At 52.6% G+C, this 21,625-nt stretch carries 22 protein-coding genes; 15 read left to right on the forward strand and 7 right to left on the reverse strand.

Annotation, left to right across the window (positions count from 1 at the left end; genetic code table 11):
- Positions 1-47 precede the first annotated feature (47 nt).
- The 6 genes from AC0LWM_RS22075 to AC0LWM_RS22100 are packed head-to-tail and all read left to right on the forward strand — an operon-like array spanning position 48 to position 4,460.
- The gene (locus AC0LWM_RS22075) at positions 48-434 is read left to right on the forward strand and encodes a FixH family protein (RefSeq protein WP_474677152.1); all 387 of its coding nucleotides are present in this window, start codon (positions 48-50) and stop codon (positions 432-434) included.
- A complete protein-coding gene (locus AC0LWM_RS22080) occupies positions 431-1,780 on the forward strand; it encodes a right-handed parallel beta-helix repeat-containing protein (protein WP_474677153.1) in 1,350 nt (449 codons plus the stop codon). The genes AC0LWM_RS22075 and AC0LWM_RS22080 overlap by 4 nt, the downstream gene beginning before the upstream one ends.
- Positions 1,777-2,343, forward strand: coding sequence for a nitrous oxide reductase accessory protein NosL (locus tag AC0LWM_RS22085; RefSeq protein ID WP_474677154.1), 567 nt, complete (start codon positions 1,777-1,779; stop codon positions 2,341-2,343). The genes AC0LWM_RS22080 and AC0LWM_RS22085 overlap by 4 nt, the downstream gene beginning before the upstream one ends.
- Complete coding sequence (locus AC0LWM_RS22090; RefSeq protein ID WP_474677155.1) at positions 2,340-3,158, forward strand: ABC transporter permease; 819 nt, start codon at positions 2,340-2,342, stop codon at positions 3,156-3,158. Before AC0LWM_RS22085 ends, AC0LWM_RS22090 begins: the two co-directional genes overlap by 4 nt.
- Positions 3,151-3,876: an ABC transporter ATP-binding protein gene (locus AC0LWM_RS22095; RefSeq protein ID WP_474677156.1), complete on the forward strand. Its 726-nt coding sequence runs from the start codon at positions 3,151-3,153 to the stop codon at positions 3,874-3,876. Before AC0LWM_RS22090 ends, AC0LWM_RS22095 begins: the two co-directional genes overlap by 8 nt.
- Positions 3,877-3,920: 44 nt before the next feature.
- Positions 3,921-4,460, forward strand: a complete 540-nt coding sequence (locus AC0LWM_RS22100) for a redoxin domain-containing protein (protein WP_474677157.1) — start codon at positions 3,921-3,923, stop codon at positions 4,458-4,460.
- A 72-nt stretch (positions 4,461-4,532) separates the two neighbouring features.
- Here the strand turns inward: AC0LWM_RS22100 and AC0LWM_RS22105 are convergent, their stop codons facing one another.
- On the reverse strand, positions 4,533-4,895 hold the full coding sequence (locus AC0LWM_RS22105; protein WP_474677158.1) for a c-type cytochrome: 363 nt from the start codon (positions 4,893-4,895) through the stop codon (positions 4,533-4,535).
- A gap of 266 nt (positions 4,896-5,161) precedes the next feature.
- Between AC0LWM_RS22105 and AC0LWM_RS22110 the strand changes: the two genes are divergently transcribed.
- Positions 5,162-7,351 (forward strand): heavy metal translocating P-type ATPase, encoded by a 2,190-nt coding sequence (locus tag AC0LWM_RS22110; protein WP_474677159.1) that lies wholly within the window; start codon positions 5,162-5,164, stop codon positions 7,349-7,351.
- A gap of 1 nt (position 7,352) precedes the next feature.
- Positions 7,353-8,087, forward strand: a complete 735-nt coding sequence (locus AC0LWM_RS22115) for a sulfite exporter TauE/SafE family protein (RefSeq protein ID WP_474677160.1) — start codon at positions 7,353-7,355, stop codon at positions 8,085-8,087.
- A gap of 31 nt (positions 8,088-8,118) precedes the next feature.
- On the opposite strand, the gene AC0LWM_RS22120 is transcribed toward AC0LWM_RS22115, so the two are convergent.
- Complete coding sequence (locus tag AC0LWM_RS22120) at positions 8,119-8,538, reverse strand: FixH family protein (RefSeq protein WP_474677161.1); 420 nt, start codon at positions 8,536-8,538, stop codon at positions 8,119-8,121.
- 274 nt (positions 8,539-8,812) lie between these two features.
- Here AC0LWM_RS22120 and AC0LWM_RS22125 point away from each other — a divergent pair, with 274 nt between their 5' ends.
- The 3 genes from AC0LWM_RS22125 (at position 8,813) to AC0LWM_RS22135 (ending at position 11,996) form a co-directional block, all read left to right on the forward strand.
- Positions 8,813-9,505, forward strand: coding sequence for a futalosine hydrolase (locus AC0LWM_RS22125; RefSeq protein ID WP_474677162.1), 693 nt, complete (start codon positions 8,813-8,815; stop codon positions 9,503-9,505).
- On the forward strand, positions 9,502-10,338 hold the full coding sequence (locus AC0LWM_RS22130; protein ID WP_474677163.1) for a 1,4-dihydroxy-6-naphtoate synthase: 837 nt from the start codon (positions 9,502-9,504) through the stop codon (positions 10,336-10,338). The genes AC0LWM_RS22125 and AC0LWM_RS22130 overlap by 4 nt, the downstream gene beginning before the upstream one ends.
- A gap of 158 nt (positions 10,339-10,496) precedes the next feature.
- Positions 10,497-11,996 carry an IMP dehydrogenase gene (locus tag AC0LWM_RS22135; protein WP_474677164.1) on the forward strand — a complete coding sequence of 500 codons (1,500 nt, stop codon included), beginning with the start codon at positions 10,497-10,499 and terminating at the stop codon, positions 11,994-11,996.
- Between the two features lie 90 nt (positions 11,997-12,086).
- On the opposite strand, the gene AC0LWM_RS22140 is transcribed toward AC0LWM_RS22135, so the two are convergent.
- From AC0LWM_RS22140 to AC0LWM_RS22150, 3 genes are read right to left on the reverse strand one after another with little or no spacing between them, the layout of a single operon-like run.
- Positions 12,087-13,001 (reverse strand): helix-turn-helix domain-containing protein, encoded by a 915-nt coding sequence (locus tag AC0LWM_RS22140; RefSeq protein WP_474677165.1) that lies wholly within the window; start codon positions 12,999-13,001, stop codon positions 12,087-12,089.
- Positions 13,002-13,043: 42 nt separating this feature from the next.
- Positions 13,044-13,883, reverse strand: coding sequence for a Gfo/Idh/MocA family protein (locus tag AC0LWM_RS22145; RefSeq protein WP_474677166.1), 840 nt, complete (start codon positions 13,881-13,883; stop codon positions 13,044-13,046).
- Between the two features lie 18 nt (positions 13,884-13,901).
- Positions 13,902-14,966, reverse strand: coding sequence for a Gfo/Idh/MocA family protein (locus AC0LWM_RS22150; RefSeq protein ID WP_474677167.1), 1,065 nt, complete (start codon positions 14,964-14,966; stop codon positions 13,902-13,904).
- A 361-nt stretch (positions 14,967-15,327) separates the two neighbouring features.
- Between AC0LWM_RS22150 and AC0LWM_RS22155 the strand changes: the two genes are divergently transcribed.
- Positions 15,328-16,569, forward strand: a complete 1,242-nt coding sequence (locus AC0LWM_RS22155) for an MFS transporter (RefSeq protein ID WP_474677168.1) — start codon at positions 15,328-15,330, stop codon at positions 16,567-16,569.
- Positions 16,570-16,609: 40 nt separating this feature from the next.
- Here AC0LWM_RS22155 and AC0LWM_RS22160 read toward each other — a convergent pair whose 3' ends face one another.
- Positions 16,610-17,587, reverse strand: coding sequence for a helix-turn-helix domain-containing protein (locus AC0LWM_RS22160; RefSeq protein WP_474677169.1), 978 nt, complete (start codon positions 17,585-17,587; stop codon positions 16,610-16,612).
- A 231-nt stretch (positions 17,588-17,818) separates the two neighbouring features.
- Here AC0LWM_RS22160 and AC0LWM_RS22165 point away from each other — a divergent pair, with 231 nt between their 5' ends.
- A complete protein-coding gene (locus AC0LWM_RS22165; protein WP_474677170.1) occupies positions 17,819-18,211 on the forward strand; it encodes a PadR family transcriptional regulator in 393 nt (130 codons plus the stop codon).
- Positions 18,212-18,390: 179 nt separating this feature from the next.
- Positions 18,391-19,206 (forward strand): creatininase family protein, encoded by an 816-nt coding sequence (locus tag AC0LWM_RS22170; protein ID WP_474677171.1) that lies wholly within the window; start codon positions 18,391-18,393, stop codon positions 19,204-19,206.
- A 50-nt stretch (positions 19,207-19,256) separates the two neighbouring features.
- Here the strand turns inward: AC0LWM_RS22170 and AC0LWM_RS22175 are convergent, their stop codons facing one another.
- Positions 19,257-19,931 carry an SIMPL domain-containing protein gene (locus tag AC0LWM_RS22175; protein ID WP_474677172.1) on the reverse strand — a complete coding sequence of 225 codons (675 nt, stop codon included), beginning with the start codon at positions 19,929-19,931 and terminating at the stop codon, positions 19,257-19,259.
- A 212-nt stretch (positions 19,932-20,143) separates the two neighbouring features.
- Between AC0LWM_RS22175 and AC0LWM_RS22180 the strand changes: the two genes are divergently transcribed.
- On the forward strand, positions 20,144-21,499 hold the full coding sequence (locus AC0LWM_RS22180; RefSeq protein ID WP_474677173.1) for a DUF1254 domain-containing protein: 1,356 nt from the start codon (positions 20,144-20,146) through the stop codon (positions 21,497-21,499).
- Positions 21,500-21,625 lie beyond the last annotated feature (126 nt).

Genomic DNA, 21,625 nt, shown 5'->3' on the forward strand with positions numbered 1-21,625 from the left:
TGTGGAAAAACTAGCTTTAAGTTAAGCAACAAGAAAGGAGGTTAGCGATGGTTAAGAAGAAGCTTGTCGTATGGATGTGCATCAGCCTAACCTTATGCCTGCTCGCCGCCTGTTCCGATGCCGCGCCGCAAGGCCAAGACCCCGCGGCCGTCAAGATCGAGCTGGTGTCCGATCCGTCCCCGGCTGTCGCCAAACAGAAGGTGAAGATCATCGCCAAAATAACGGGGTTGATCAAGCAGGAGGGGGCGAAGGTTGCTTTTGACATTCGCAAGGAAAAAGACAGTTTGCCGGATTTGATCGACGCCGTGTCGGACGGCAAAGGTAATTTCACCGCGGAAAAAACATTTGATCTGACGGGCACGTACACCGTGTATGTCCATCTCTATCAAGAAGAGCTGCACATCACCAAGAAGAAGCAGCTGGATGTGTCATGATGCAAACAAGGAAACGAACGACCCTATGGATCGGCTTGTTGTCGCTTATCGCCGTCACGCTGATCGGCAGCCATGGCGCTTCGGCGGATCAAGCCAATTCTGTAAAGCTGCAGCAGCTCGTAGATGATGCAAAATCGGGCGATCTGGTAAAGCTGCCTCCCGGACAATATGAAGGACCGGTCGTGATCAAGAAGAAGATACGACTGGTCGCCGAGGCCGAAGCGCTGTTGATCAATCGGAGCACCAAGCCGGCGCTCCGCATTCAAGCCGACGACGTGCAGGTCACAGGACTGCACATCGTGCAAGAATCGTCGGCCGAGCAGTCGGCCGCCGTCTTGGTTTCGGCGAGTGGAGCCAAGCTTGACGGCCTGCGGATTCAGACACGCGCGTACGGCATCATGCTGCGTGACGCCAATCGGAATGACATTCAGCGTACGCGCATCGATTGGGTCGACGAACCGGGACGGCCGCCTGCCAAAATGTCGGAGAAGCGGAACGGCATCGATTTGTTCAATTCACACGACAATAGGATCCGAAGCAATGAAGTGTCCGGCATGAACGACGGCATTTATTTGGAAAGCAGCCACCGGTCGACGGTAGAGAACAATCGGATCGAACATTCCCGGTACGGCGTCCATTGCATGTACACCGAAGGCACGATGGTCCGGGGGAATATCGGCGCCTATAACGTTACCGGCGCGATGGTCATGGGCGTGAAGGATGCCGAGGTTTCCGGCAACACGTTTTTCAAGCAAAGCGAAAACGTCAACTCGCAAGGACTGCTGCTGTTCGATGTGCAAACCTCGCGAATTCACGGCAACCTGGTCGAAGGGAACCGGGTTGGCTTATATATCGAGCAGTCGCAGAATAACGAGCTGTACGACAATAATGTCCTGCGCAACTTCGTTGGCATTCAGCTGCTGGAGTCGGACGGCAACCGGTTTACGAACAACAATTTTATCGGCAACGTGATCGAAGCCGAGGCGACGGACAGCGTCAATAATACGCTAAAAGGGAACTTCTGGGATTCCCTTCGCGGCATCGATTTGGAGGGAGACGGCTTAAGCGATATCCAGTATGGATTAAATCCGTTTTTCCAACGCCTGACTGCCTCGGTACCGGCCTTTCAGCTCTTTTTTCAATCGCCCGGCATGTCTTTCCTGGAAAATATGTTTACTTCGGATCGGACGAAGTGGGCCTCCGATCAGGCGCCGCTCATGCATCCGGCGTCAAATAGCCAAGCGGCAAGCGGAAATGCCGGCTCGGGCGCGACTTTGGCGGTTAGCCTAATGTTATTTTTGATCTCTATTTTTATCATCTATTATGCGGGGGTTAGACGAACATGAAACAAAAAACGATCTATTGGACCATGATGGTTGTATTCGTCATCGTGTTGGCCGGCTGCGGCAAAACGAATTACGAACCGGTTGTGATCAACGAGGAAACCGATAAATGCGATGTATGCAATATGCAGGTGAAGGACGATGCCTTTGCTGTTCAATTAACGACCAAGGACGGGAAAACGTACAAGTTCGACGATATCGGATGCATGAATGAATGGAAAACGAAGCACGGAACGGACAATATCGGCGCCGAATACGTACGGGATTATAACAGCAAAGACTGGGTGAAATCCGAGGAAGCCGCCTATGTATACGACGCTTCGTTCAAATCGCCGATGGCGTACGGCGTATATTCGTTCAAAAACAAGGAGTCCGCGCAAACGTTTATCGATGAGCAGCATAAAGGAAAGCTAATGACCGCGGATGAATTGAAAACACACAGCTGGGAAAGAAACAAGGAAATGATGCAGCAAATGATGGACATGGGCGCAGACCATGACAGCAGCTCGCACACCGAGTCCGACGGCATGGATATGGGCGGCGAGAAAGGTACGGAGCATGAATGAACGCCGTACATGTAGCGATTCGTGAAGTTAAAATCGGTTTCCGCAATCCTTGGGCTTATTCCTTCATGGCGTTGTTTGCCGTGTTCAGTCTTTCGCTGTTGCTGATCAATTCGCAAAATGTGGTGGAAGGCTATTCCGGAGCCACCGGAACGATGTTGAATTTGATCCTGTATTTGCTGCCGCTTATGACGCTGCTGCTCGGTTCCTTCTCGTTGACGACGGAGAAGGAAGAAGGCAGCTGGCAGCTGCTGTCGACCTATCCGCTCAGCACGCTGGACTTTATAATGGGCAAATACGCCGGACTTACCGCCGTATTGCTGACGATTATCGCAATCGGCTACGGCATCACGGGCATCGTCGGCGTACTGGTGGGGAAAAGCTTTGATTTTACCGCTTTCATATTATTTATCGCGTTTTCGGTTGGCTTGGTACTATTGTTTCTCGCCATTGCGCTGGGTGTCGGTACGTTAGCCAAAAATCGCTGGCAAGCGCTCACGCTCGGCGTGGCAATTTGGTTTTTTGCGGTTATCGGTTGGCCTACTCTGCTGATCGCGATCCTTGGCGCCGTTCCTTATATGATGATAAAGCCGGCGCTCATTGCGCTGACCTTCCTAAACCCTGCCGAGCTGGTGCGGTTGTTCGTCGTCGTGAAGCTGGGCGGAGGTTCCGTATTAGGACCCGAATATTACGAGTGGGTCAAATGGATTCAGCAGCCGAGCGGCACCTGGTTGTTCCTGGCCGTCTGCGCGGGCTGGATCGCCATCGCGGCAGCATTCGCGCATTTGTGGTGGGAAAGGGGGCGTTCGCGTGGCTGAACCGGTATTACAACTGACCGACGTCGGCAAGACGATCAAAGGTCATCCGATCATCGCGCAGGTTTCATTGAAGCTGTACGCAGGCGAAGTTCTCGCGCTTTGCGGCGGCAACGGAGCAGGCAAAAGCACGATCCTGCGCATGATTACAGGCGTCATGCAGCCGTCCTCGGGAACGATACGTGTGGGCGGCCTGCACTGGAAGGCCGATCGGAAGCGTTACGCGGAGCAAATCGGCTACATGCCCGACGACTATTTGTTCAGCCAAGGGCTGTCGGCGGAAGAAACGTTAACATTCTGGGCGTCGCTGCGCAAAGTGGCCAAATCGCGCGTCCAGGAGACGTTAAGGACGGTCGGATTGTCGGAAGTGAAGGGCAAACCGGTGACTTCGTTCTCCAAGGGCATGCGCCAGCGCCTTCTGTTCGCGCAAGCGCTTCTTGCCAAGCCTCCGCTGCTTGTCATGGACGAGCCGACCAATGGACTCGACCCGTACTGGATGGAGTCGTTTGTCGAGCTTGTCCGTCTGGCCAAACAGGAAGGCCATGCCGTCATCTTCTCGACGCATCAGCTCTCGGTTGCCGAAGAGGTTGCGGACAGCGTCGTTTTTCTGAAAAACGGACGCATCGAGCGCGAAGGCGTCATCGGCGATTTTGTACGAGAGGACGGAAGGTCGGGTTTGCATACCACATTCTCTGATTTGTTCCAATATAAGGCGGAATAGGGTTCGCTCGATTTCATGACTCCATGGAAGGAGGGGGTTCACGGATGATCATCAACTCGAACTTTCGCTGGCGCAGCGCCTTGAACATCGCTATTGGAATTGTTCTTCTCGCCGCACTCGTGTATGCCGTCGTTCAATCTTTGCCGCGGGGCGATAACCGGGCGGCTGTCGGTGAACCGGCACCGGACTTTCAATTGACGGATTTGGATGGCAAGGCGCAACGATTGTCCGAATATCGCGGACGGGGCGTTCTGATCAACTTCTGGGGCTCGTGGTGCGAGCCTTGCGTGAACGAAATGCCGCTGCTGAAGGAAGCCTACGCGAAAGCCGGCGGCGGGGTGGAGGTGCTTGCGGTAAATGTCGGGCAAACACGCGGCACCGTCAAGCAATTCGCCGAAGAACAGGGGCTGACGTTTCCTTTGCTGCTGGATGTGAGCGGGGAAACGGCGAAGACATACCGCGTCAACGGACTGCCTGTCTCTGTATTGATCGATGCCGAAGGCGTTATCGCGGAAGTGCATACGGGGGAGATGAAAAGCGTCGGCCAGATCGAGGGGTTATTGAAGAAAATTCAAGTTCCATAGGCAATAAGAACCTAAGCTCTACTGGTCGACCCAGTTGAACTTAGGTTCTTTTTTGCATAAGCGCAAGTTAGGTTACTTATGCTTGGCGAGCCATAATGCGAGGTTGGCGATATCCTCGTCCTTTAGCGTGCCTTTGAAAGAGGGCATGACGCCGGCTCCCTTCAAAATCCGATTATAAATTTGCTGCTCGTTCATTTCGGTACCGACCTTCTGCAAATTCGGACCGACGCCGCCTTGAAGCTGATCGCCATGACATGAAACGCAGGACTGCTTGAAGGTCGCCGTTGCCGCACTTTCGTTTAGCGTTACTTGAGGCATCCCGGCCTCTTGCTTCTGGTTTTTCGCAGACCCATTCCCGCCCGCTAAATTCAATATGATACCTAAAGCCATAATACAGCCGCCGAAAAAGAAAATCGGCATGATCAATTTATGCATCGTTATTCGCTCCTCTACGCTCTTCCGACAATTCCGTTCACCCGAAAGATATATTTTAAATTGGGGCTTTCGAATACAAGATTTTCTTGGCTTTTCTGCCAGCTACAAGCCTGAACTGTTCATTATTGTGCACGATGAAGCAGATCTTTATGTAATGTTACGTAGCTCTTTTGGGTTATTCTTGTTTGCGGACTTGCTACATAAACTATACGGACAAGAATTATACGGACAAGAGAATGGGAAAATCGGTAGAGCGGGGAGAAGCGATGAAAACGATCCGAATGACGATAACGGGAATGACATGCGCCGCGTGCGCAACACGAATTGAAAAAGTATTGCGCCGTACGGAAGGGGTGCAGGAGGCGACGGTGAATCTCGCGCTGGCGCAAGCCACGTTTCGGTTCGACCCGCGCATTGTCGGCAAGCAAGCGCTGGTGCAGCAGATCGAGAAGCTTGGCTACGGCGCATCGGATCAAGAGAAGCGTTCCGCGCCATCGTTTGCCGGCGATGCCGACGTTTATCGCAACCGGCTCACGATCGCGTCGATGATTTCGATTCCGCTCTTGTGGGGGATGCTCGGGCACGTTCCGGGCCTGTCCGGTATTTGGATACCCGAGCCGTTTCATGCCCCGATCGTACAATGGATCATCGCGACGATCCTGCAGTTCTATATCGGCTACCCGTTTTATTACGGCGCCTATCAGGCACTCAAGCAGCGATCCGCCAATATGGATACGTTAGTCGCTTTGAGTACGACGGCTGCATACTTGTACAGCCATTACGTGGTGTTCCGGCATCGGGATCAAGATTTGCACGGCAGCTTGTTTTTTGACTCCATCGCCGTCATTATGATCGCTGTGCTGCTCGGCAAGTGGCTTGAATCGCTTGCGAAAGGCAAAGCTTTGAAGGATTTGAACGCGCTGTACGGCTTGCAGCCTCAGCTCGTGCGGGTCGAGCGTGCCGGAGTGGAGCAATGGATTCCCGCCGAGTTGCTGGGGCGCGGCGATCTAGTTATCGTCCATTCCGGTGAGCCGATATCGGCTGACGGCATCGTTGTGGACGGCGTCGCGGACGTTGACGAGTCGATGTTGACCGGGGAAAGCGACACGGTCGTGAAGTCGGCCGGAGCCCCAGTATACAGCGGAACCCGCGCCGTGAACGGTACGCTGCGGATCGAAGCGACGGCCGACGTGAAGGGGACGCGGTTATCCCGGATCATCGGCCTTGTGGAAGAGGCGCAAAGCGTCAAGCCGGACATCGCGCGCAAGGTCGACCAAGCGGCGGCTTGGTTCGTGCCGGCGATGCTTGGAGCGGCCATGCTGACTTTCGCCGTATGGCTTGCGATCGCGGATATCGGCACGGCAATCCGATACGCGATGGCTGTGCTGCTGGCGGCATGTCCTTGCGCGCTTGGCCTCGCAACTCCGGTGTCCATCGTCACGGCGACTTCGCTCGCGGCGAAATCCGGCATCCTGTTCAAGCAAGGCCGGGTGCTGGAGCAGCTGCATCGTGTCGACAGCGTGCTGCTCGACAAAACCGGAACGCTCACGGAAGGGAAGCCTCATGTTCGTCTCGTCCATACGGTGTCCGGCTGGTCGCAGACGAGTTTGCTGCGGATGGCCGCCGCCGTCGGACAATTTTCCAAGCATCCTGCACCCCAGGGCGTTTTCCAGACGGCCCGATCAAGGGGCATGTCCGTTCCCGGCGCGGCGGATGTGACGGAAACGCCGGGGTACGGGATGGATGGAACCGTAGAAGGGAGAGCGGTTTTGCTAGGCAACCGTAATTGGCTGCAAATACGCAAGACAGATTTGGGAGGCTTGGCGAACGTGGAGGCTGGGCTGCATGCGGGAGAGCCGCAAACATGGTTGTACGTGGCGGTAGACGGCCGATTGGCCGGGGCCGTTACGTTATCGGACCGGGTGAAGGACGATGCCGCTGCCACGGTCCGAAGCTTGAAGAAGCAGGCCGAGGTACGGATGGTCACCGGCGACCGGGAACGTACGGCGCTCGCCGTGGCGAAGCAGGTCGGCATCGGCAAGGTGCATGCCGGCATGCTGCCGGAGCATAAGCTGGAGCTCGTACGGTCGCTGCAGAAGAAGGGACGCAAGGTCGTCGTCATCGGCGACGGCATGAACGATGCGGCAGCGCTCGGGGCGGCCGACGTCGGCATCGCGATGGGCGGCGGGACGGATACGGCGGTACATGCGGGCGACGTTGTCCTGCTGAACAACCGGCTGTCCAGCATCGCTGCGTCGATCGCCATCAGCCGGGCGACGATCGGCAATATCCGCCAAAACTTGCTGTTTGCGGTTTTGTATAATCTATGGACCGTGCCGCTGGCCGCAACAGGATATTTGGACCCGAAAGCGGCTTGCATGCTGATGGCGTTCAGCTCCTTGCTCGTTGTCGGCAACGCGCTCCGGCTTCAGCGGTTCAAGGCGGGAGGTGCATGAGATGGCGACACTTGCCAGCACTGTCGTCATCGCCGTCTTATCGGGCTTGACGGGGGCGCCGCACTGCCTGATCATGTGCGGAGGCATCGCTTCTTCGCTAGCAGCAGGCTCCGAAGGGTCGGCCCTGAGCAGCTCGCTAGCCTACAACGCCGGCCGAATTCTGACATACGCCACGGTAGGAGCCGTAATGGGAGCGATCGGTTCCTTCGCGAACGTAGCAGGCCGATGGGTCGGCGTACAAGGCATCGCCAGCATCGCAGGGGGAGCGTTCATTCTGCTCTGGGCATTCCGACGGTATATGCCGCCGATTCATCGGCTGGAACCGAAGCTGCTGCGCTTGGCACATTCATTCTCCCCGACATCGTCAGGTCATGGGCAGGGGCAAAGGCAAAAGCAAGAGAAGGGAGTTGGCCGCGTACGGAGAGAGTGGCTTAGCTTTTTTGCGACCGGCTTGATGCTTGGGTTTCTGCCATGCGGGCTAACGTATGCGATGCAAATTCAAGCGGCCTCGACCGGTTCGGGGCTGGAAGGCTTTATCATTATGCTCGCATTCGGTTTGTCGACCTTTCCTATTCTTCTCATCACGGCGTTATCTGCGGGCGGTATTCGCAAAAAATGGCGTACAACAATTCGGCGGGCGGGGGTTTATGTTGCGATCGTAATGGGAGTGCTCTCGATCATGAAAGGGGTAAGCGCGAACGGATGGGTTCCGTCCGTACACCCCTGGTTATGGTGATAGTGGAGCTGAGGACGGTTCGCTTCATGCCTTAGTTCACTTGAAACGGATGGGCGACCGTGACGTCGGAGTACCGCGAATCCGGAGCGGCGGCGATCGTAACTTTGGCCTGCCAGCTTCCTTTCATGACCGGCATGCCGACAGCCGAATATAAGCCGGGCTTCTCTTCCGTGATGTCTGCCGGGAACACGCCGCAGAACATATCGGGCATCGATAGGTCTACATGCATTTTTGCTGATCGCACGGGGGTTCCGGAGGAATCGGTTACGGTGATCGTAAACCTCGTTCGCTGCATGATCTTTGCTGCGCTCCTGTCCGAATCGATGCGAATATGAAGCTCTCCGTTATGGTAGGATGTGGAGCTCGGTTGCGTTTCTTGTGCTTGTGCGGTATAAATGACGACGCCAACCACGGCGCCGAGCAGCAGGACGAGCAGAAGCAGTTTTTTCATGGCGGCCTTCTTTCCCATTCGACGTTATTCTCATCTTATGTGCCGCATTTCCGGTTCATTCGCCGGATATAGGATAAAGACAACGACCAAAGCTGTGAATGGAAGTTTCCCTCCAAACACGGTTTTTTGGCTTAGGTGCCCACACCTGCGGCAAAAACTGGCTTTCGACCCGGTTTGTTCACAATTAGCTGCATTGACATGAGGTTTGGAACGAGTTAACGTTAAATAGACAAAGTTCTGATGCTTTTGACACCATTAAAGGAGATAATGCAGCATGACTTCCGAATTGGATCGACGCGAAAGCGAAAAGCCACAAAGGAGAGAAGCTCTTGTTCTGATCGTAACGGCCGTTGACGCGGAGAAGGACGCTATTGTGCGGGGTCTCCGGGGAGACTGCCGTTTTCATGTCATTGCGGCGGGCGTAGGCCCGGCAGCTGCTGCGGCCGGCACGGCAACGGCATTAGCCAGAGCGTCGTACGCATTGGTTATCAGTGCCGGCATCGCCGGCGGATTTATCGGCCGGGCGGAGGTAGGGTCGCTCGTGATCGCCGACGAAATCGTGGCCGCCGATCTAGGTGCGGAAACGGCGGAAGGATTCGAAAGCGTGGACAAGCTCGGGTTCGGCTCCGCCCGAATTGAGCCGGATCGCAAACTTGTGCAGCTGCTGACGGACGCTGTTCGCTCCGTTGGTCTTCCCGTGATGAACGGGGCGGTGCTTACCGTATCGACGGTCACAGGAACGGCTGCTTCGGCGGTTGAGCTGGCTGCCCGCGTGCCGGGAGCGGCAGCGGAAGGGATGGAAGGCTTCGGCGTCGCAACCGCCGCACAGCAAAGCGGCGTGCCTGTCCTGGAGATTCGCTCCATTTCGAACCCCGTCGGCCCCCGCGACAGAGCGAACTGGCGGATCGGCGAGGCGTTAGCCGCATTGGAAGCGGCAAGCACGGTATTATTGGAGGTTATCGAATGAAGATTGCATATTCTCCCTGTCCGAACGATACATTCGTGTTCCATGCATGGGCGCATGGCCTGATCGAAGGAGCGCCTTCGCTTGACGTGACGTACGCGGATATTGATATAACGAATGGCATGGCGGCAAGCGGCAACGGGCTGGATGTGATGAAAATTTCGTTTGCGGCATTGCCTTGGGTGCTTGAAGAGTACGCGCTGCTGCCGTGCGGCGGCGCGCTAGGACGCGGCTGCGGGCCGCTTGTGCTGGCGAAGGACAGCTTTCATCCGGCGCAGTTGGCCGGAAGAAGAGTTGCGGTGCCAAGCGAGCGATCGACCGCTTATTTATTGTTCCGGCTGTGGGCGGCTAAACATGTGCCCGGCGGAGTCGGCGAAATTATCGTTATGCCGTTCCATGAAATCATGCCGGCCGTGAACGAAGGGCGAATCGATGCGGGGCTCGTTATTCATGAAGCGCGTTTTACGTACAAATCCTACGGCTTGACGATGCTCGCCGATCTCGGTAACTGGTGGGAATCTGACACGGGCTTGCCGATCCCGCTCGGGGCGATTATCGCCCGCAGATCGCTGGATTTGCCGGCTCTTGCCGGATGGGCCCGTGCATCGGTCGATTACGCATGGGCGAATCCGGAAGCTTCGCGCGATTATGTGATGGAGCATGCGCAGGAACTGTCGCCGGAAGTTGCGCAAGCCCACATCGAGCTTTATGTGAATGAATTCACGGCGAATTTGGGCGATGACGGATATGCTGCCATATCCGCACTGCTGAATCGTGCAGCGGACGAAGGTTTGGTGCCTCGGGTCGATTCCGAAGCGCTCCGCTGGCCTTATTAGAGCAAGTACCGGCAGTTCCATAAGCTGATCTTGTGCAAAAAGCAACCGACGCCGAGGCTGACCCTCGGCGTTTTCCCATTAAAAACGGTTGACGATCCAAGCCTTCAGTGGTATCATCTTATAAATTTATTCAATTTTCGATAGGAGGCAATTCCGACGTGGCTTATTATTATTTGGAACCATCCCGTACGTTCAGCGAATTTTTGCTCATTCCGAATTTGACGACCAAGGACTGCAACCCGAGCAATGTGAGCTTGAAGACACCCATCGCCAAGTTTAAGAAAGGCGAGCAATCGAAGCTATCCCTCAACATACCGTTCTCATCTGCAGTCATGCAAGCCGTATCCGATCATGGAATGGCGGTCGCTTTGGCGCGGTGCGGCGGTATTTCGTTTATTTTCGGCTCGCAATCGGTGGAGGAGCAAGCCGAGATGGTTCGCAAAGTGAAAAGTTACAAAGCCGGGTTCGTTGTGAGCCGCTCCAATCTGACCCCTCAGCATACGCTGAAGGATGTGCTTGCGCTTAAGGAGCAAACCGGGCATTCCACCGTCGCGATTACGGACGACGGAACGGCGAACGGAAAGCTGCTCGGCATCGTGACAAGCCGCGATTACCGGACGAGCCGCGATTCGCTGGATAAGCAGGTCGGCGAATTCATGACGCCGTTCGCGTCGCTGATTTACGGCAAGTCGGGGATTACGCTGTCGGAAGCGAACGATTTGATCTGGGAGCATAAGCTGAATTGCTTGCCGATCGTGGACGAGGTTCAGAAGCTGCAGCATCTCGTATTCCGCAAAGACTATGACGGACATAAGGAAAACCCGCAAGAGCTGCTCGATGCGAACAAAAGCTACATCGTCGGCGCGGGCATTAATTCGAAAGATTATGCGGAACGCGTGCCGGCTCTTGTCGCAGCAGGCGTTGACGCGGTTGTCATCGATTCGTCGGACGGCTACAGCGAATGGCAGCGGGAAACGATCCAATACGTCAAAGCGAATTTTGACGTCGTCATCGGTGCCGGTAACGTCGTCGACCGCGAAGGATTCTTGTACCTCGTGGAATCGGGAGCCGATTTTGTCAAAGTGGGCATCGGCGGCGGTTCGATATGCATAACGCGGGAGCAGAAGGGGATCGGGCGCGGCCAAGCTTCGTCCCTTATCGAGGTGGTAGAGGCGAGGGACCAATATTTTGCGGAAACCGGCATTTATATTCCGATCTGCTCTGACGGCGGTATCGTTCACGATTATCACATTACGTTGGCCCTTGCGATGGGAGCCGATTTTGTCATGATGGGACGTTATTTCGCCCGTTTCGACGAAAGTCCAACGAAGAAGCTGCGGGTCGGCAATACGTTCGTCAAGGAGTTCTGGGGCGAAGGCTCGAACCGGGCAAGAAACTGGCAGCGGTACGATACCGGCGGCAAGCAAACGCTCGTATTCGAGGAAGGCGTCGACTCCTATGTTCCGTACGCGGGAAGCTTGCAGGAAAACCTCGACAAAACGATCAGCAAAATCAAATCGACAATGTGCAACTGCGGTTCCATATCCATCCCGGAGCTGCAGCGCAACGCAAGAATCACGCTTGTATCGGCGACGAGTCTCGTCGAGGGCGGCGCGCATGACGTCATCCTGAAAGAAAACAGCATGGCGGAATCATAATCACTTATCTTATCGCTATGAATTAAAAAACAGGGGCTTGCATCATGCAAGCTCCTGTTTTTGTTTTAGTATTCAATCCGTAAGCCGGGGTTAAGCTTCGATCTTCGCTTCCTCACGCTGCATCGCAACATATTGGGAAGGGGGATATCCCATGATTCTCGAAAACGCTTTGCTGAACGATTGAATCGTTTCGTAGTTCAGCTTCTCCGCAACCTGCTTGATCGAAATATTGCCGTACTTGAGCAGCTCCAGTGCTTTTTCAACCTTCTTCTGATTGATGTAACGCTGCAGTGTCATCCCGGTTTTATCCTTGAACGTATGCGACAGGTACGTATAGCTGTAACCGAGCTGCTCCGCGATGCTTCGAATGCTCTTCAGCTCGAAAATATGATTTTCCACGTAACGGATGACCGAATATACTGTCGATCCGACGGAATTTTGGAACTTCTGGGGCGAATAACGGGCTACCTTGTTCGCCGATGTTTCGGTAAACGACCGGTATGACGACACGATAATCTCTTCCAGATAATTCTTGATCATAATTCGCGAATACGGTCTCTGCGAATAAAACTCGTCGATATTACGGGAGAACGGAATGATGACATTATGCGTATCTTTGGCGTGATAATAAGGCGCCGACTGAAAAAAAGCAAGAATGTCGCGAAACTCCTCATCCGCATGTTCATTGAAAAAGAAGCCCAAATAAACGAAACGTAAAAGGCTTGATGCATCGGCACGAATTTCGTGGCGATGCCCGACGGCGTTGAAGATGATATCGCCTTCCGTAACGCGGAAGCACTCGTTGTCCACGTAGAAATAACCGCTGCCGGACACGATGTAGCTCAACTCCAGGCAGATCTGCATATGATCTCCGATGATGTGTCCGCACTCACAGCAAATTTCTCCAATTTGATATAGATCGATGCCGCCGAAAGTCATTTGCCCTTTGGCAAAAACGTTGTCAAAATGGAAGAGGCACCCTACGTTACCTTTATCGTTCATCATCGTATCACGCTCATCTATTCGGGATTCTCCCGGTACAACCCGTTATCCGCGTGGAAGCTCGATCCACTGATGCGGCGTTTTTGCCGCCTGATGGCCTGCTTCAATGATCGAAATGATCGCGATTGTCTCGGCGGAATCGACGGTTGGCTTGCCGGTTTCAAAAAATTGTACCATGTTCCGGATGAATTCGGCAAAGAAATCGGACTCCGGCTTCACTTTGGCGGAAGCGCCCGATGCATATTGAATCGACAGGCCGAAGCCAAGGTTCGCGTAATGATGAATCGACGCTTTGCGGCCGCCCGAAAATTCGATCAGCAGCGCGGGAGCGTTAGCCGTACCGATGAACATGACGCGTTCAGCCTCGCTGCCCATAAGCGATACGATCGGCTCGATTTGATGGATCGAATAGTTTTCGTAATGACCCGGTCCGATGCTGCAGATCGAATCGATGCCTTCTTTGTTCGTCCCGGCGTATTCGGTCGCGAAGCGAAGAGCGGATGACGAGTACAACGGCGTCCCATGCTGATTCGCAAGCTCGAACATGCGCAAAGCCGAAGCGCGGTCCGTAGCGAACGTTTTGTCCACATAGGTCGGCTTGCCGGACTGCAGCGCAAGCTTGGCCAGCTCCTCGTGCTGTTCCGGGTTGTCCGGCGACAATACGATCAAATAGTCGCTCTTCGCAACGACTTCCTCGATCGAACCGAGCAGCTCGATGCCTTTTTGATTACTCCAGCTTACGTTGTCGAGACCGGTGTCCGAGTCTTTTTTGCCGTAGGCGTATGTAACCTTCATCGCGCCGCCGGTTGCTTGCTCGATCCAAGCGGGATATTGGTTCGCATGCCATTCGTCCAAGTAATAATCGATGAATCCGATAGTTTTCATTTCGATCACTCGCTTTCGTTAAGTCAGCGCGATTTCCGCACGTTGATCGGAGGAGTCGTAGATCGCTTGCATGATTTTCGAAGATAAAATGACGGTATCGATATGGGACGGCAGCTTCTCTCCCGTGCGGATGCAGCGAATGAAGCTGTCGATTTCGTTTTGGAACGCGTCCTTCGACGAATATTTCGGCGTTGTTTCCAGCAAAGCGCCGTTTTGCGCGCTGTACAGCTTGAAATCGGAGCCGTATTGCAGACGGATGCCCGCTTTGTCGCCGAGGAAGTCGATGTACATTTCGCCGACGCCGATATTTTGCGCCCATGCGCCGTTCAGCGTAATCGTCGGACCGCCTTCGGTACGGATCATGCCGGTAACGAAATCGTCGACGTCATAAGTGCCTTCGTAATTCGGCGGGCCGGCCCACATGTCAGTGAAGGCGTAATTTTTCATGTCTTTCGCGAGCTTGCAATAGGCTTGGCCCGTAACCGTCGTTGGGTTCGGATCGCCGGAGCAATACATGACGATATCGAGGAAATGAACGCCCCAGTCGATCAATACGCCGCCGCCGGAAATCGCTTTCGTCGTAAAAGCGCCTCCAAGGCCCGGGATGGAACGATGTGCGCGGAAGCTGACATATACGTGATACAGCTCGCCAAGCTCGCCGTCCGCGATCATTTGTTTGATGATGTTGACGCCCGTATTGAAGCGATTAACGACGCCGATGTTCAGCACCTTGCCAGTTTCGTTCTGCACTTTCTTCATTTCGAGCGCTTCCGCATAGGTGCGGGCCGCCGGTTTTTCGCAAAGCACGTTTTTGCCGGCGCGCAGGCAATCAATAGCGATTTTCGCGTGGCCGTCGTTCGGCGTGCAAATGGAAACGGCTTCAACTTCCGGATCGTTTAACACTTCCTCATAGTTTTGTACGGCGATGCCGCAACCGTAATCTTTAACCGCTTTTTCGGCTCTTTCCAAAATGATATCGCAAAAATATTTGATCTCTGCGTTCGGATTTGCTAAATACGCTTTAATATGCGCGCTGTTCGCGATTGTACCGCATCCGATAATGGCAACTTTAATCTTTTCCATCGTTGTCCCTCCAAAAATTGTTTTTCTCATGTTCATTGTATTCGCTAGGTTTAAATAAACAACATACAAGTTCGACCTTAAACTTATCCCAATTTGTCTTTTTCGGTTTTATCGTCGAAACGAGGGACGAAAATCGAGATAAGAAGATATTAGTTGAATTTGTATTGTGTATTTGCAATATCGTCCATTAAAAAACAAACAATGTTTAAAAATATAATATGTTAAAGCAAACGTATAATATAAATGTTTATAAAAGTGTATTGACAATTTTTATTATCGTACGCATAATATCTTACGTAAAGAACAAACGTTATTAACGAATGTTTGTTTAATAACAAACAAATGTGAGGAAGTGGTTGTCTTGTTTCGAAATCGTTACATTCGCACGATCATCTTATCCAATGTTTTGCTCCAGCTCGGCATCTGGATAAGAAATTTCGCAATTTTGTTATATGTGACCGACATAACGAATAACGATCCGCGGAGCGTCTCGCTGATCGCAGTCGTGGAATATGCGCCGATTTTTTTGTTCGCCGTCATCGGAGGGACGTTCGCCGACCGGTGGAGGCCGAAATTGACGATGGTCTGGTGCGACATCTTGTCCGCCATATCCGTATTGGTCGTCTTGCTTGTACTTATCTACGGATCGTGGCACGCATTGTTCTTTGCGACTTTCGTGTCCGCCATGCTGTCGCAATTTTCCCAGCCTTCGGCTATGAAGCTGTTCAAGCAGCACGTTCCCGCGGAGCAGCTGCAAGGCGTGATGGCGATATTCCAGTCGCTTATGGCCATCTTTATGGTTATAGGGCCTGTGATCGGCGTGTTCATTTATCAGCGCCACGGCATCGAAGTTTCCCTTTCTGCCATGGTTGTCGCATTCCTCGCATCGGCGTTGGTCTTGACGACGCTTCCGCGAGATCCGCAAGCCGACAAAGGCAAGGCGACGAAGCGGAGCTTTACGCAGGATATGACGGACGGGCTGCGTTTCGTCTGGTCAAACCGCGTTCTTCGGACGCTCGGAGGTACGTTCACGGTCGCCGGATTGGCTGTCGGCTTTATTCAGCCGCTCATGCTGTTCGTCAGCATCGAAAATCTCGGGCAAAGCAAGGATTTTATGCAATGGCTGCTGATGGCGAACGGGGCAGCGATGTTCGTCGGCGGGGGGGCGGTCATGGGCATCGCCAAAAAAGTGAAGCCGCAAAAATTGCTTGCTTTCGGTTTGGTTGCAAGCACCATCGGCACGATGGGGATCGGGTGGTCGGACAGCGTCATGCTTACGATATTGTTTCAGATCGTCAACGGATTGTTCTATCCTTGCATTCATATCGGCATCAATACAATCATCATGCAAAATACGGGGGTTGCGTACGTCGGGCGGGTTAGCGGCGTCATGACTCCGCTGTTCATGGGGTTTATGGTGATCGGCATGTCGTCGGCAGGGTATTTGAAAGAAATGTTTTCGCTCATGTCTGTGTTCTCGGCGAGCGGTATCTTATTCCTGATCGGAGCTCTGCTGTTGGTACCCCTGTTCGGATATAACCGCATGGCCGATCAGTCGGCTCCTCCGGCACAACCGGTCCAACCCGCGGATCATGCCGGGTAATGCCGCAAAAAGAAGCGTGCCGTATTGCCAGCACGCTTCTTCACATAGTGGAAATCTGTGTATTTCCCGAATCCGTCTCATGTGAATTATCCAAACATAATTTTTTATAGTTGGACGGCGAGATGCCCGTGTATTTCTTGAACGTTTTCGAAAAATAATTGAGATTGTTGAAGCCTACGCCGTAACAAACGTCCGTAATCGTTAAGTCCGGCTGCAGCAAGAGCTCCGTCGATTTTTTGATGCGGATGTCGATCAAATAATCGTTAAACGTTTTGCCTGTAAAATGTTTAAACAAATCGCAAAACAGCGTTTTGGAAACCATTGTGATTTTGCACAATTGATCCATGCGGATGTCTTCTTGATAATGCCGGTGAATATACTCAATGGCCGATGCGAAGAGAGGCAAATATTTGTTCGTTTTATCGCCGATTCCCATGATCTTCGTTTTCCTGCTATCGCGGACAAGGATGGACAAGAGCTTAAGCAGGTTCGCTTTCAATACCAATTCGTAAAAGTGCCTGCGCTCCGTATACTCTTCCAGCATTTCTTCCAGCAGGCTTTGCACCTGATGATCGGTACTTCCGGTCAAGGTGATTTGCTGGGAAGAGCGGTACTTGCCTATTAAACTCCGTTCCACATGAGCAAAGTCGAATGAATTGCCGTCGCTTGGAGCCTGAGTCAATTGTTCGTTGATAAACGAAGGCACGAATTCGCATCCGACAATTTCCGCTTGTTCCCCGGGTTCCACGCTGATCTGATGTACGGTGTACGGAGGAACGACGAATAAATTGCCTTTGACCATATGATACGTTTTCTCGTGAATCGAGTGGGTGAACCTTCCTTTGCTCACATACCAAAGCTGGACATAATCATGCTCATGTTCCTCGGCTGTAATATACGTCAAATCGTTGATTTTATATAACTTGCACGGAAAATTTTCTCTCATCTCGAGTTTGGAATGAAATATTAACGCCGGTTTTTTGCCTGTCGCACGATCCGTTACCCGGTAACTTTGCATCTTTATCACCCCTTTACTATGTTTTGCGATTAGAAAGCGGTTAATATGTCGTATATTATATGACACATTTTCAAATTTCACTATAATCGTATCCGTCGATTGCGGAAAATAATTCAACAACGGTGAACAATAGTTGAATAAAACGACGTTTTTCGTGCTGTATGATGAAACCGAAGACGCTCCCAAAAGTGATGCGCCTCTCGAAGATGAGAAGAAAACGAGGTGTGAGTGATGGAAAGCATCGTACGTCCCGACGACATTGACGAAACACTCGGACATGTGATTACGGTTCAACAGGTCATAAATTTTATCGTCTTATCGGAATTGCAGCACGGTCGGCAGCACGAGGACGTCATCGGACAGTCCATTTCCAAACAATTAATAGAAGTCGGCGAGCTCGTCGATCTGAAAAAAACGATTCAGCGGTTGGAGGGGGAAGGGTTTCTCCTTCGAACACAAAACGGAGAAGACCGGTATGTCGAAATGACGGGTACCGGTCGCGACTGCTTCAACGACATGCTGAAGGATCTGCCCGGGCGATTGGAGCTCGTGTACAAGGTCTATACATTGTTCGATCGTATCGGCCAGTATAGCAATGCCTATAACGATGATGTTCGTGGATAGCGCCCGGAAAGGGAATTAGAATCGTCATATCGGGAACGTGTTAGCCGGAACTCCATCAAGGAGTTATCCGGCTTTGTCGTTTTGCAAGCGTTCCATATACCGCCGCTGCCGGAATATGCTAAAATACGGGTGATTTCTATATTCAGAATCTTTCGACAGTACACGAGGGGGAGAAACGAATGCTGTGGGAAAATTTAACGGTAAAAGAGTTTGAGCAGGCGGTGTTGTCGACGAACCGGGTATGCGTCATTCCGATCGGTTGTTTGGAGAAGCACGGCGACCATCTGCCTCTAGGCACCGATATGATGATTGCAAGAGCGGTAGCCGAGCGAACGGCAGCGATCGAGCCTGTCGTTATTTTTCCGTATTATTTGTTCGGACAAGTTTCGGAGGTTAAACATTACGCGGGAACAATCGCCATTAGCAGCGAAATGCAAATGAGGCTTCTGAATGAGGTGTGCAGGGAAGTGCGCCGCAACGGCTTCAACAAAATCGTATTGGCGAACGGACACGGCGGCAATAATAACTGGCTCCAATATTTCGTGCAGACGATGCTGGATGAACGTAAAGATTACGTCGTGTATACCTATGACTTATGGGAGCTTAACGGCGAACAGCTGCAATTTCTTGAAAATAACTTCGATACGCCCGCGGATTACGGACATGCCGATCATATGGAAACATCGGAAATTATGGATATCGATCCGTCGCTGGTTTATATGGACCGTCTGAATCCGGGGGAATGGGAGTCGATGGGACGCGGGCGCGGACTGTCGGAGCATAAAATCGCGGCAGGCATCCACTGGTACATGGAGTTTCCTTATCAAATCGCCGGAGATCCGTCCTTGTCGACGGCGGAGTACGGCAAAGCATACCTTGACTTCTGCGCCGAAAATTTCGCCAAGGCCATTCGCCATATTAAACAAGACGATACGGTATTGAGGCTGCAAACCGAATTTTTCGACCGCTGCGACGATGTATCGAAGATCCGTTGAAGTTCATTTTATGACGCGTACCGAGCGGCCGGCGAAGCCGCTCTTTGTATTTAATGAAAAGAATATTCGATCGTTACGGCAGCTTTGATCGTTAACTGTCCGGCTAGAATCGGCGTTGTCGTTGTGCTTGCTTGTGCAAACATCACGGTAGGGTAAGGGATAGGCTCTTGGGCTCTGGATTGCTCTTGCACGACACGCGGATTACGGTTCAAGTTGACGCCTAATGTTGTGGCAATCGTCAGCGCTTTCTGATGGCCGTTGTGGATCGCGAGGGATAAGGCTTGATTGTAGTACAACTCGGGATGCGCGACCGAAAATTGAATATTGGAAACGGTATTGGCGCCGTTATTCACAGCCGTGTCGACGACGACACCCGTCATGTCGACTTGATCTACGGTAATTTGGAGCATGTGGGTTACTTTGTACCCGCGGAAAATTTGTTTTCCCTCAACAAAGTCATACTGCATTTGAACACTGTAATCCACCGTTTGAATATGCTCCTTCGGAATGCCGAGCTTCACGAGTGAATTTACGATTTGGGTAACGGCAGCCGCGTTCTCCTGCTGTGCCGTGACAAGGCTTGTATTTTCGGTGACGGCCCCCAGAACGATCGTCGTTTTGTCCGGCGCTACGGAAAGGCTGCCTTCGCCCGTAACCTTGATCTGATTCGGTTGTACTTGTGCGGGAACGTGCGGAGCCGGAATTGCGGATAAATTGCTGTACATGTACATCCCACCTTTTTTATGCCTATACCTTAATGTATTGGCATTGCTTGCCCATCATGCCGGCGATTGCAGGTTCAATCCGACATGGAGCCAGATTGCCTGCATGTCATTGGCACATTTCGCCTAATCCGCATATGATGTGTGGGCACCGTTATTTGAATTACCGTTGTCGGTACGTGCGAGTAACGTTGTACGATTTGAGGAGGTTGGATATGTATAGTCCTTTGAGAGGCGAAATGCCGCAAATGTATCGGATGGCGAGCCACCCCGGTATAGCTTCCGAACTTACGTTGTACGATGATGCGCTGGACGCTTATATATATGGATTTCCTCTAGTGCTGATGGATATTACGAGGAGAAAAGGGCTTGTAAGTATTCCGGAGTACAATCGCTTCTATCATCAGAAGGTGTTGTCTACCCCGAGATTCTCGCAGGTGGTACGGCCGAACGTGGATACGCTCTATTCCTCGGCTTGGCTTGATTTGAGCCATGGTCCGATGCAGCTTCATGTGCCGGATACGGACGGCCGATATTATTTGCTGCCGATGCTGGATGCGTATTCCAATGTATTCGCATCAGTCGGAGCACGAACGACAGGTACGAAAGAACAAAGCTTCGTTATCGTCGGCCCGGGCTGGAATGGGGCTTTGCCTTTGCACGTGCCCGTCATCCATGCGCCGACGAATACGGTTTGGATCACGGGCCGGACGCAGACGAACGGGGCAATGGACTATGATGCGGCACACGCCGTTCAACAAGGCTTTAAGTTAACGAAGCTGACCCCAATCGAATTCCCGCATGCAGCCGATCAACTCATCTTAAGCGATCAATCGCCGAAGGAATGGGTTGCGTCCATGGATGCGGCCGCATTCTTTGAATCGATGATGCGCCTGATGTGGAAAAATCCGCCGTATCCTGCCATCCAGTCGCCCGAAATGAGCCGAAAACTTGCGGTTTTGGGTTTAGTTCCGAGCGCTGATTTTACATTCCGGTCACTGCACCCTGAGGTACAGCAAGCTTTGATTTATGCCAATCATACAGGCTTGAAGGTCATTCAAGCCGCAGGCCAGCGCATTCTGAACCAGAACCGTTTCAACGGCTGGAATATGCTGCTCCATAATATCGGATCTTACGGAACGAATTATATGCAGCGGGCTTTTGTAGCGAATACGCTGTTCGGCGCGAATATCCCGCAGGATGCGGTGTATGCATATTTGTTCGATGACCCGAATGGCCGACCGTTGGACGGGAACCGCGCATATCGTATCCATTTCAATCCGGGACAGCTGCCTCCGGTTAACGCCTTCTGGTCGGTCACCCTATACAACGCGGACGGTTTTTTAGTCGAGAATCCGATCCACCGCTATGCCGTTAGTCCGCATCTCGAACCACTTCAATATAATGCCGACGGTTCTTTGGATATATGGATTCAGCATACGTCGCCCGGGGATACCAAAAAATCCAACTGGCTCCCGTCGCCAGCCGGAACGTTTAATCTGATGCTTCGCATGTATTGGCCGCAGCAGCCCGTGCTGCAAGGCCAATGGCTCCCTCCGGGAATTGTTTGACGTCGAATGATAAGAAAGGTCGAATCCATATGAAAAAACCGCGAATATGGTCTTACCCCTGTCAAGTAGACATAAGAAAAAAGCTATGCTGCCAACGCGCACCGATATTCAATCGGTGCGCGTTGT

This window comes from Paenibacillus sp. sgz302148 (assembly GCF_056120465.1).

Coding starts and splice junctions, on each gene's coding strand:
- AC0LWM_RS22170 (WP_474677171.1), top strand. CDS start 18,391: ATGCTGTGGGAAAATTTAACGGTAAAAGAGTTTGAGCAGGCGGTGTTG.
- AC0LWM_RS22175 (WP_474677172.1), bottom strand. CDS start 19,931: ATGTACAGCAATTTATCCGCAATTCCGGCTCCGCACGTTCCCGCACAA.
- AC0LWM_RS22105 (WP_474677158.1), bottom strand. CDS start 4,895: ATGCATAAATTGATCATGCCGATTTTCTTTTTCGGCGGCTGTATTATG.
- AC0LWM_RS22180 (WP_474677173.1), top strand. CDS start 20,144: ATGTATAGTCCTTTGAGAGGCGAAATGCCGCAAATGTATCGGATGGCG.
- AC0LWM_RS22110 (WP_474677159.1), top strand. CDS start 5,162: ATGAAAACGATCCGAATGACGATAACGGGAATGACATGCGCCGCGTGC.
- AC0LWM_RS22125 (WP_474677162.1), top strand. CDS start 8,813: ATGACTTCCGAATTGGATCGACGCGAAAGCGAAAAGCCACAAAGGAGA.
- AC0LWM_RS22120 (WP_474677161.1), bottom strand. CDS start 8,538: ATGAAAAAACTGCTTCTGCTCGTCCTGCTGCTCGGCGCCGTGGTTGGC.
- AC0LWM_RS22145 (WP_474677166.1), bottom strand. CDS start 13,883: ATGAAAACTATCGGATTCATCGATTATTACTTGGACGAATGGCATGCG.
- AC0LWM_RS22075 (WP_474677152.1), top strand. CDS start 48: ATGGTTAAGAAGAAGCTTGTCGTATGGATGTGCATCAGCCTAACCTTA.
- AC0LWM_RS22115 (WP_474677160.1), top strand. CDS start 7,353: ATGGCGACACTTGCCAGCACTGTCGTCATCGCCGTCTTATCGGGCTTG.
- AC0LWM_RS22150 (WP_474677167.1), bottom strand. CDS start 14,966: ATGGAAAAGATTAAAGTTGCCATTATCGGATGCGGTACAATCGCGAAC.
- AC0LWM_RS22085 (WP_474677154.1), top strand. CDS start 1,777: ATGAAACAAAAAACGATCTATTGGACCATGATGGTTGTATTCGTCATC.
- AC0LWM_RS22090 (WP_474677155.1), top strand. CDS start 2,340: ATGAACGCCGTACATGTAGCGATTCGTGAAGTTAAAATCGGTTTCCGC.
- AC0LWM_RS22100 (WP_474677157.1), top strand. CDS start 3,921: ATGATCATCAACTCGAACTTTCGCTGGCGCAGCGCCTTGAACATCGCT.
- AC0LWM_RS22160 (WP_474677169.1), bottom strand. CDS start 17,587: ATGCAAAGTTACCGGGTAACGGATCGTGCGACAGGCAAAAAACCGGCG.
- AC0LWM_RS22140 (WP_474677165.1), bottom strand. CDS start 13,001: ATGATGAACGATAAAGGTAACGTAGGGTGCCTCTTCCATTTTGACAAC.
- AC0LWM_RS22080 (WP_474677153.1), top strand. CDS start 431: ATGATGCAAACAAGGAAACGAACGACCCTATGGATCGGCTTGTTGTCG.
- AC0LWM_RS22130 (WP_474677163.1), top strand. CDS start 9,502: ATGAAGATTGCATATTCTCCCTGTCCGAACGATACATTCGTGTTCCAT.
- AC0LWM_RS22165 (WP_474677170.1), top strand. CDS start 17,819: ATGGAAAGCATCGTACGTCCCGACGACATTGACGAAACACTCGGACAT.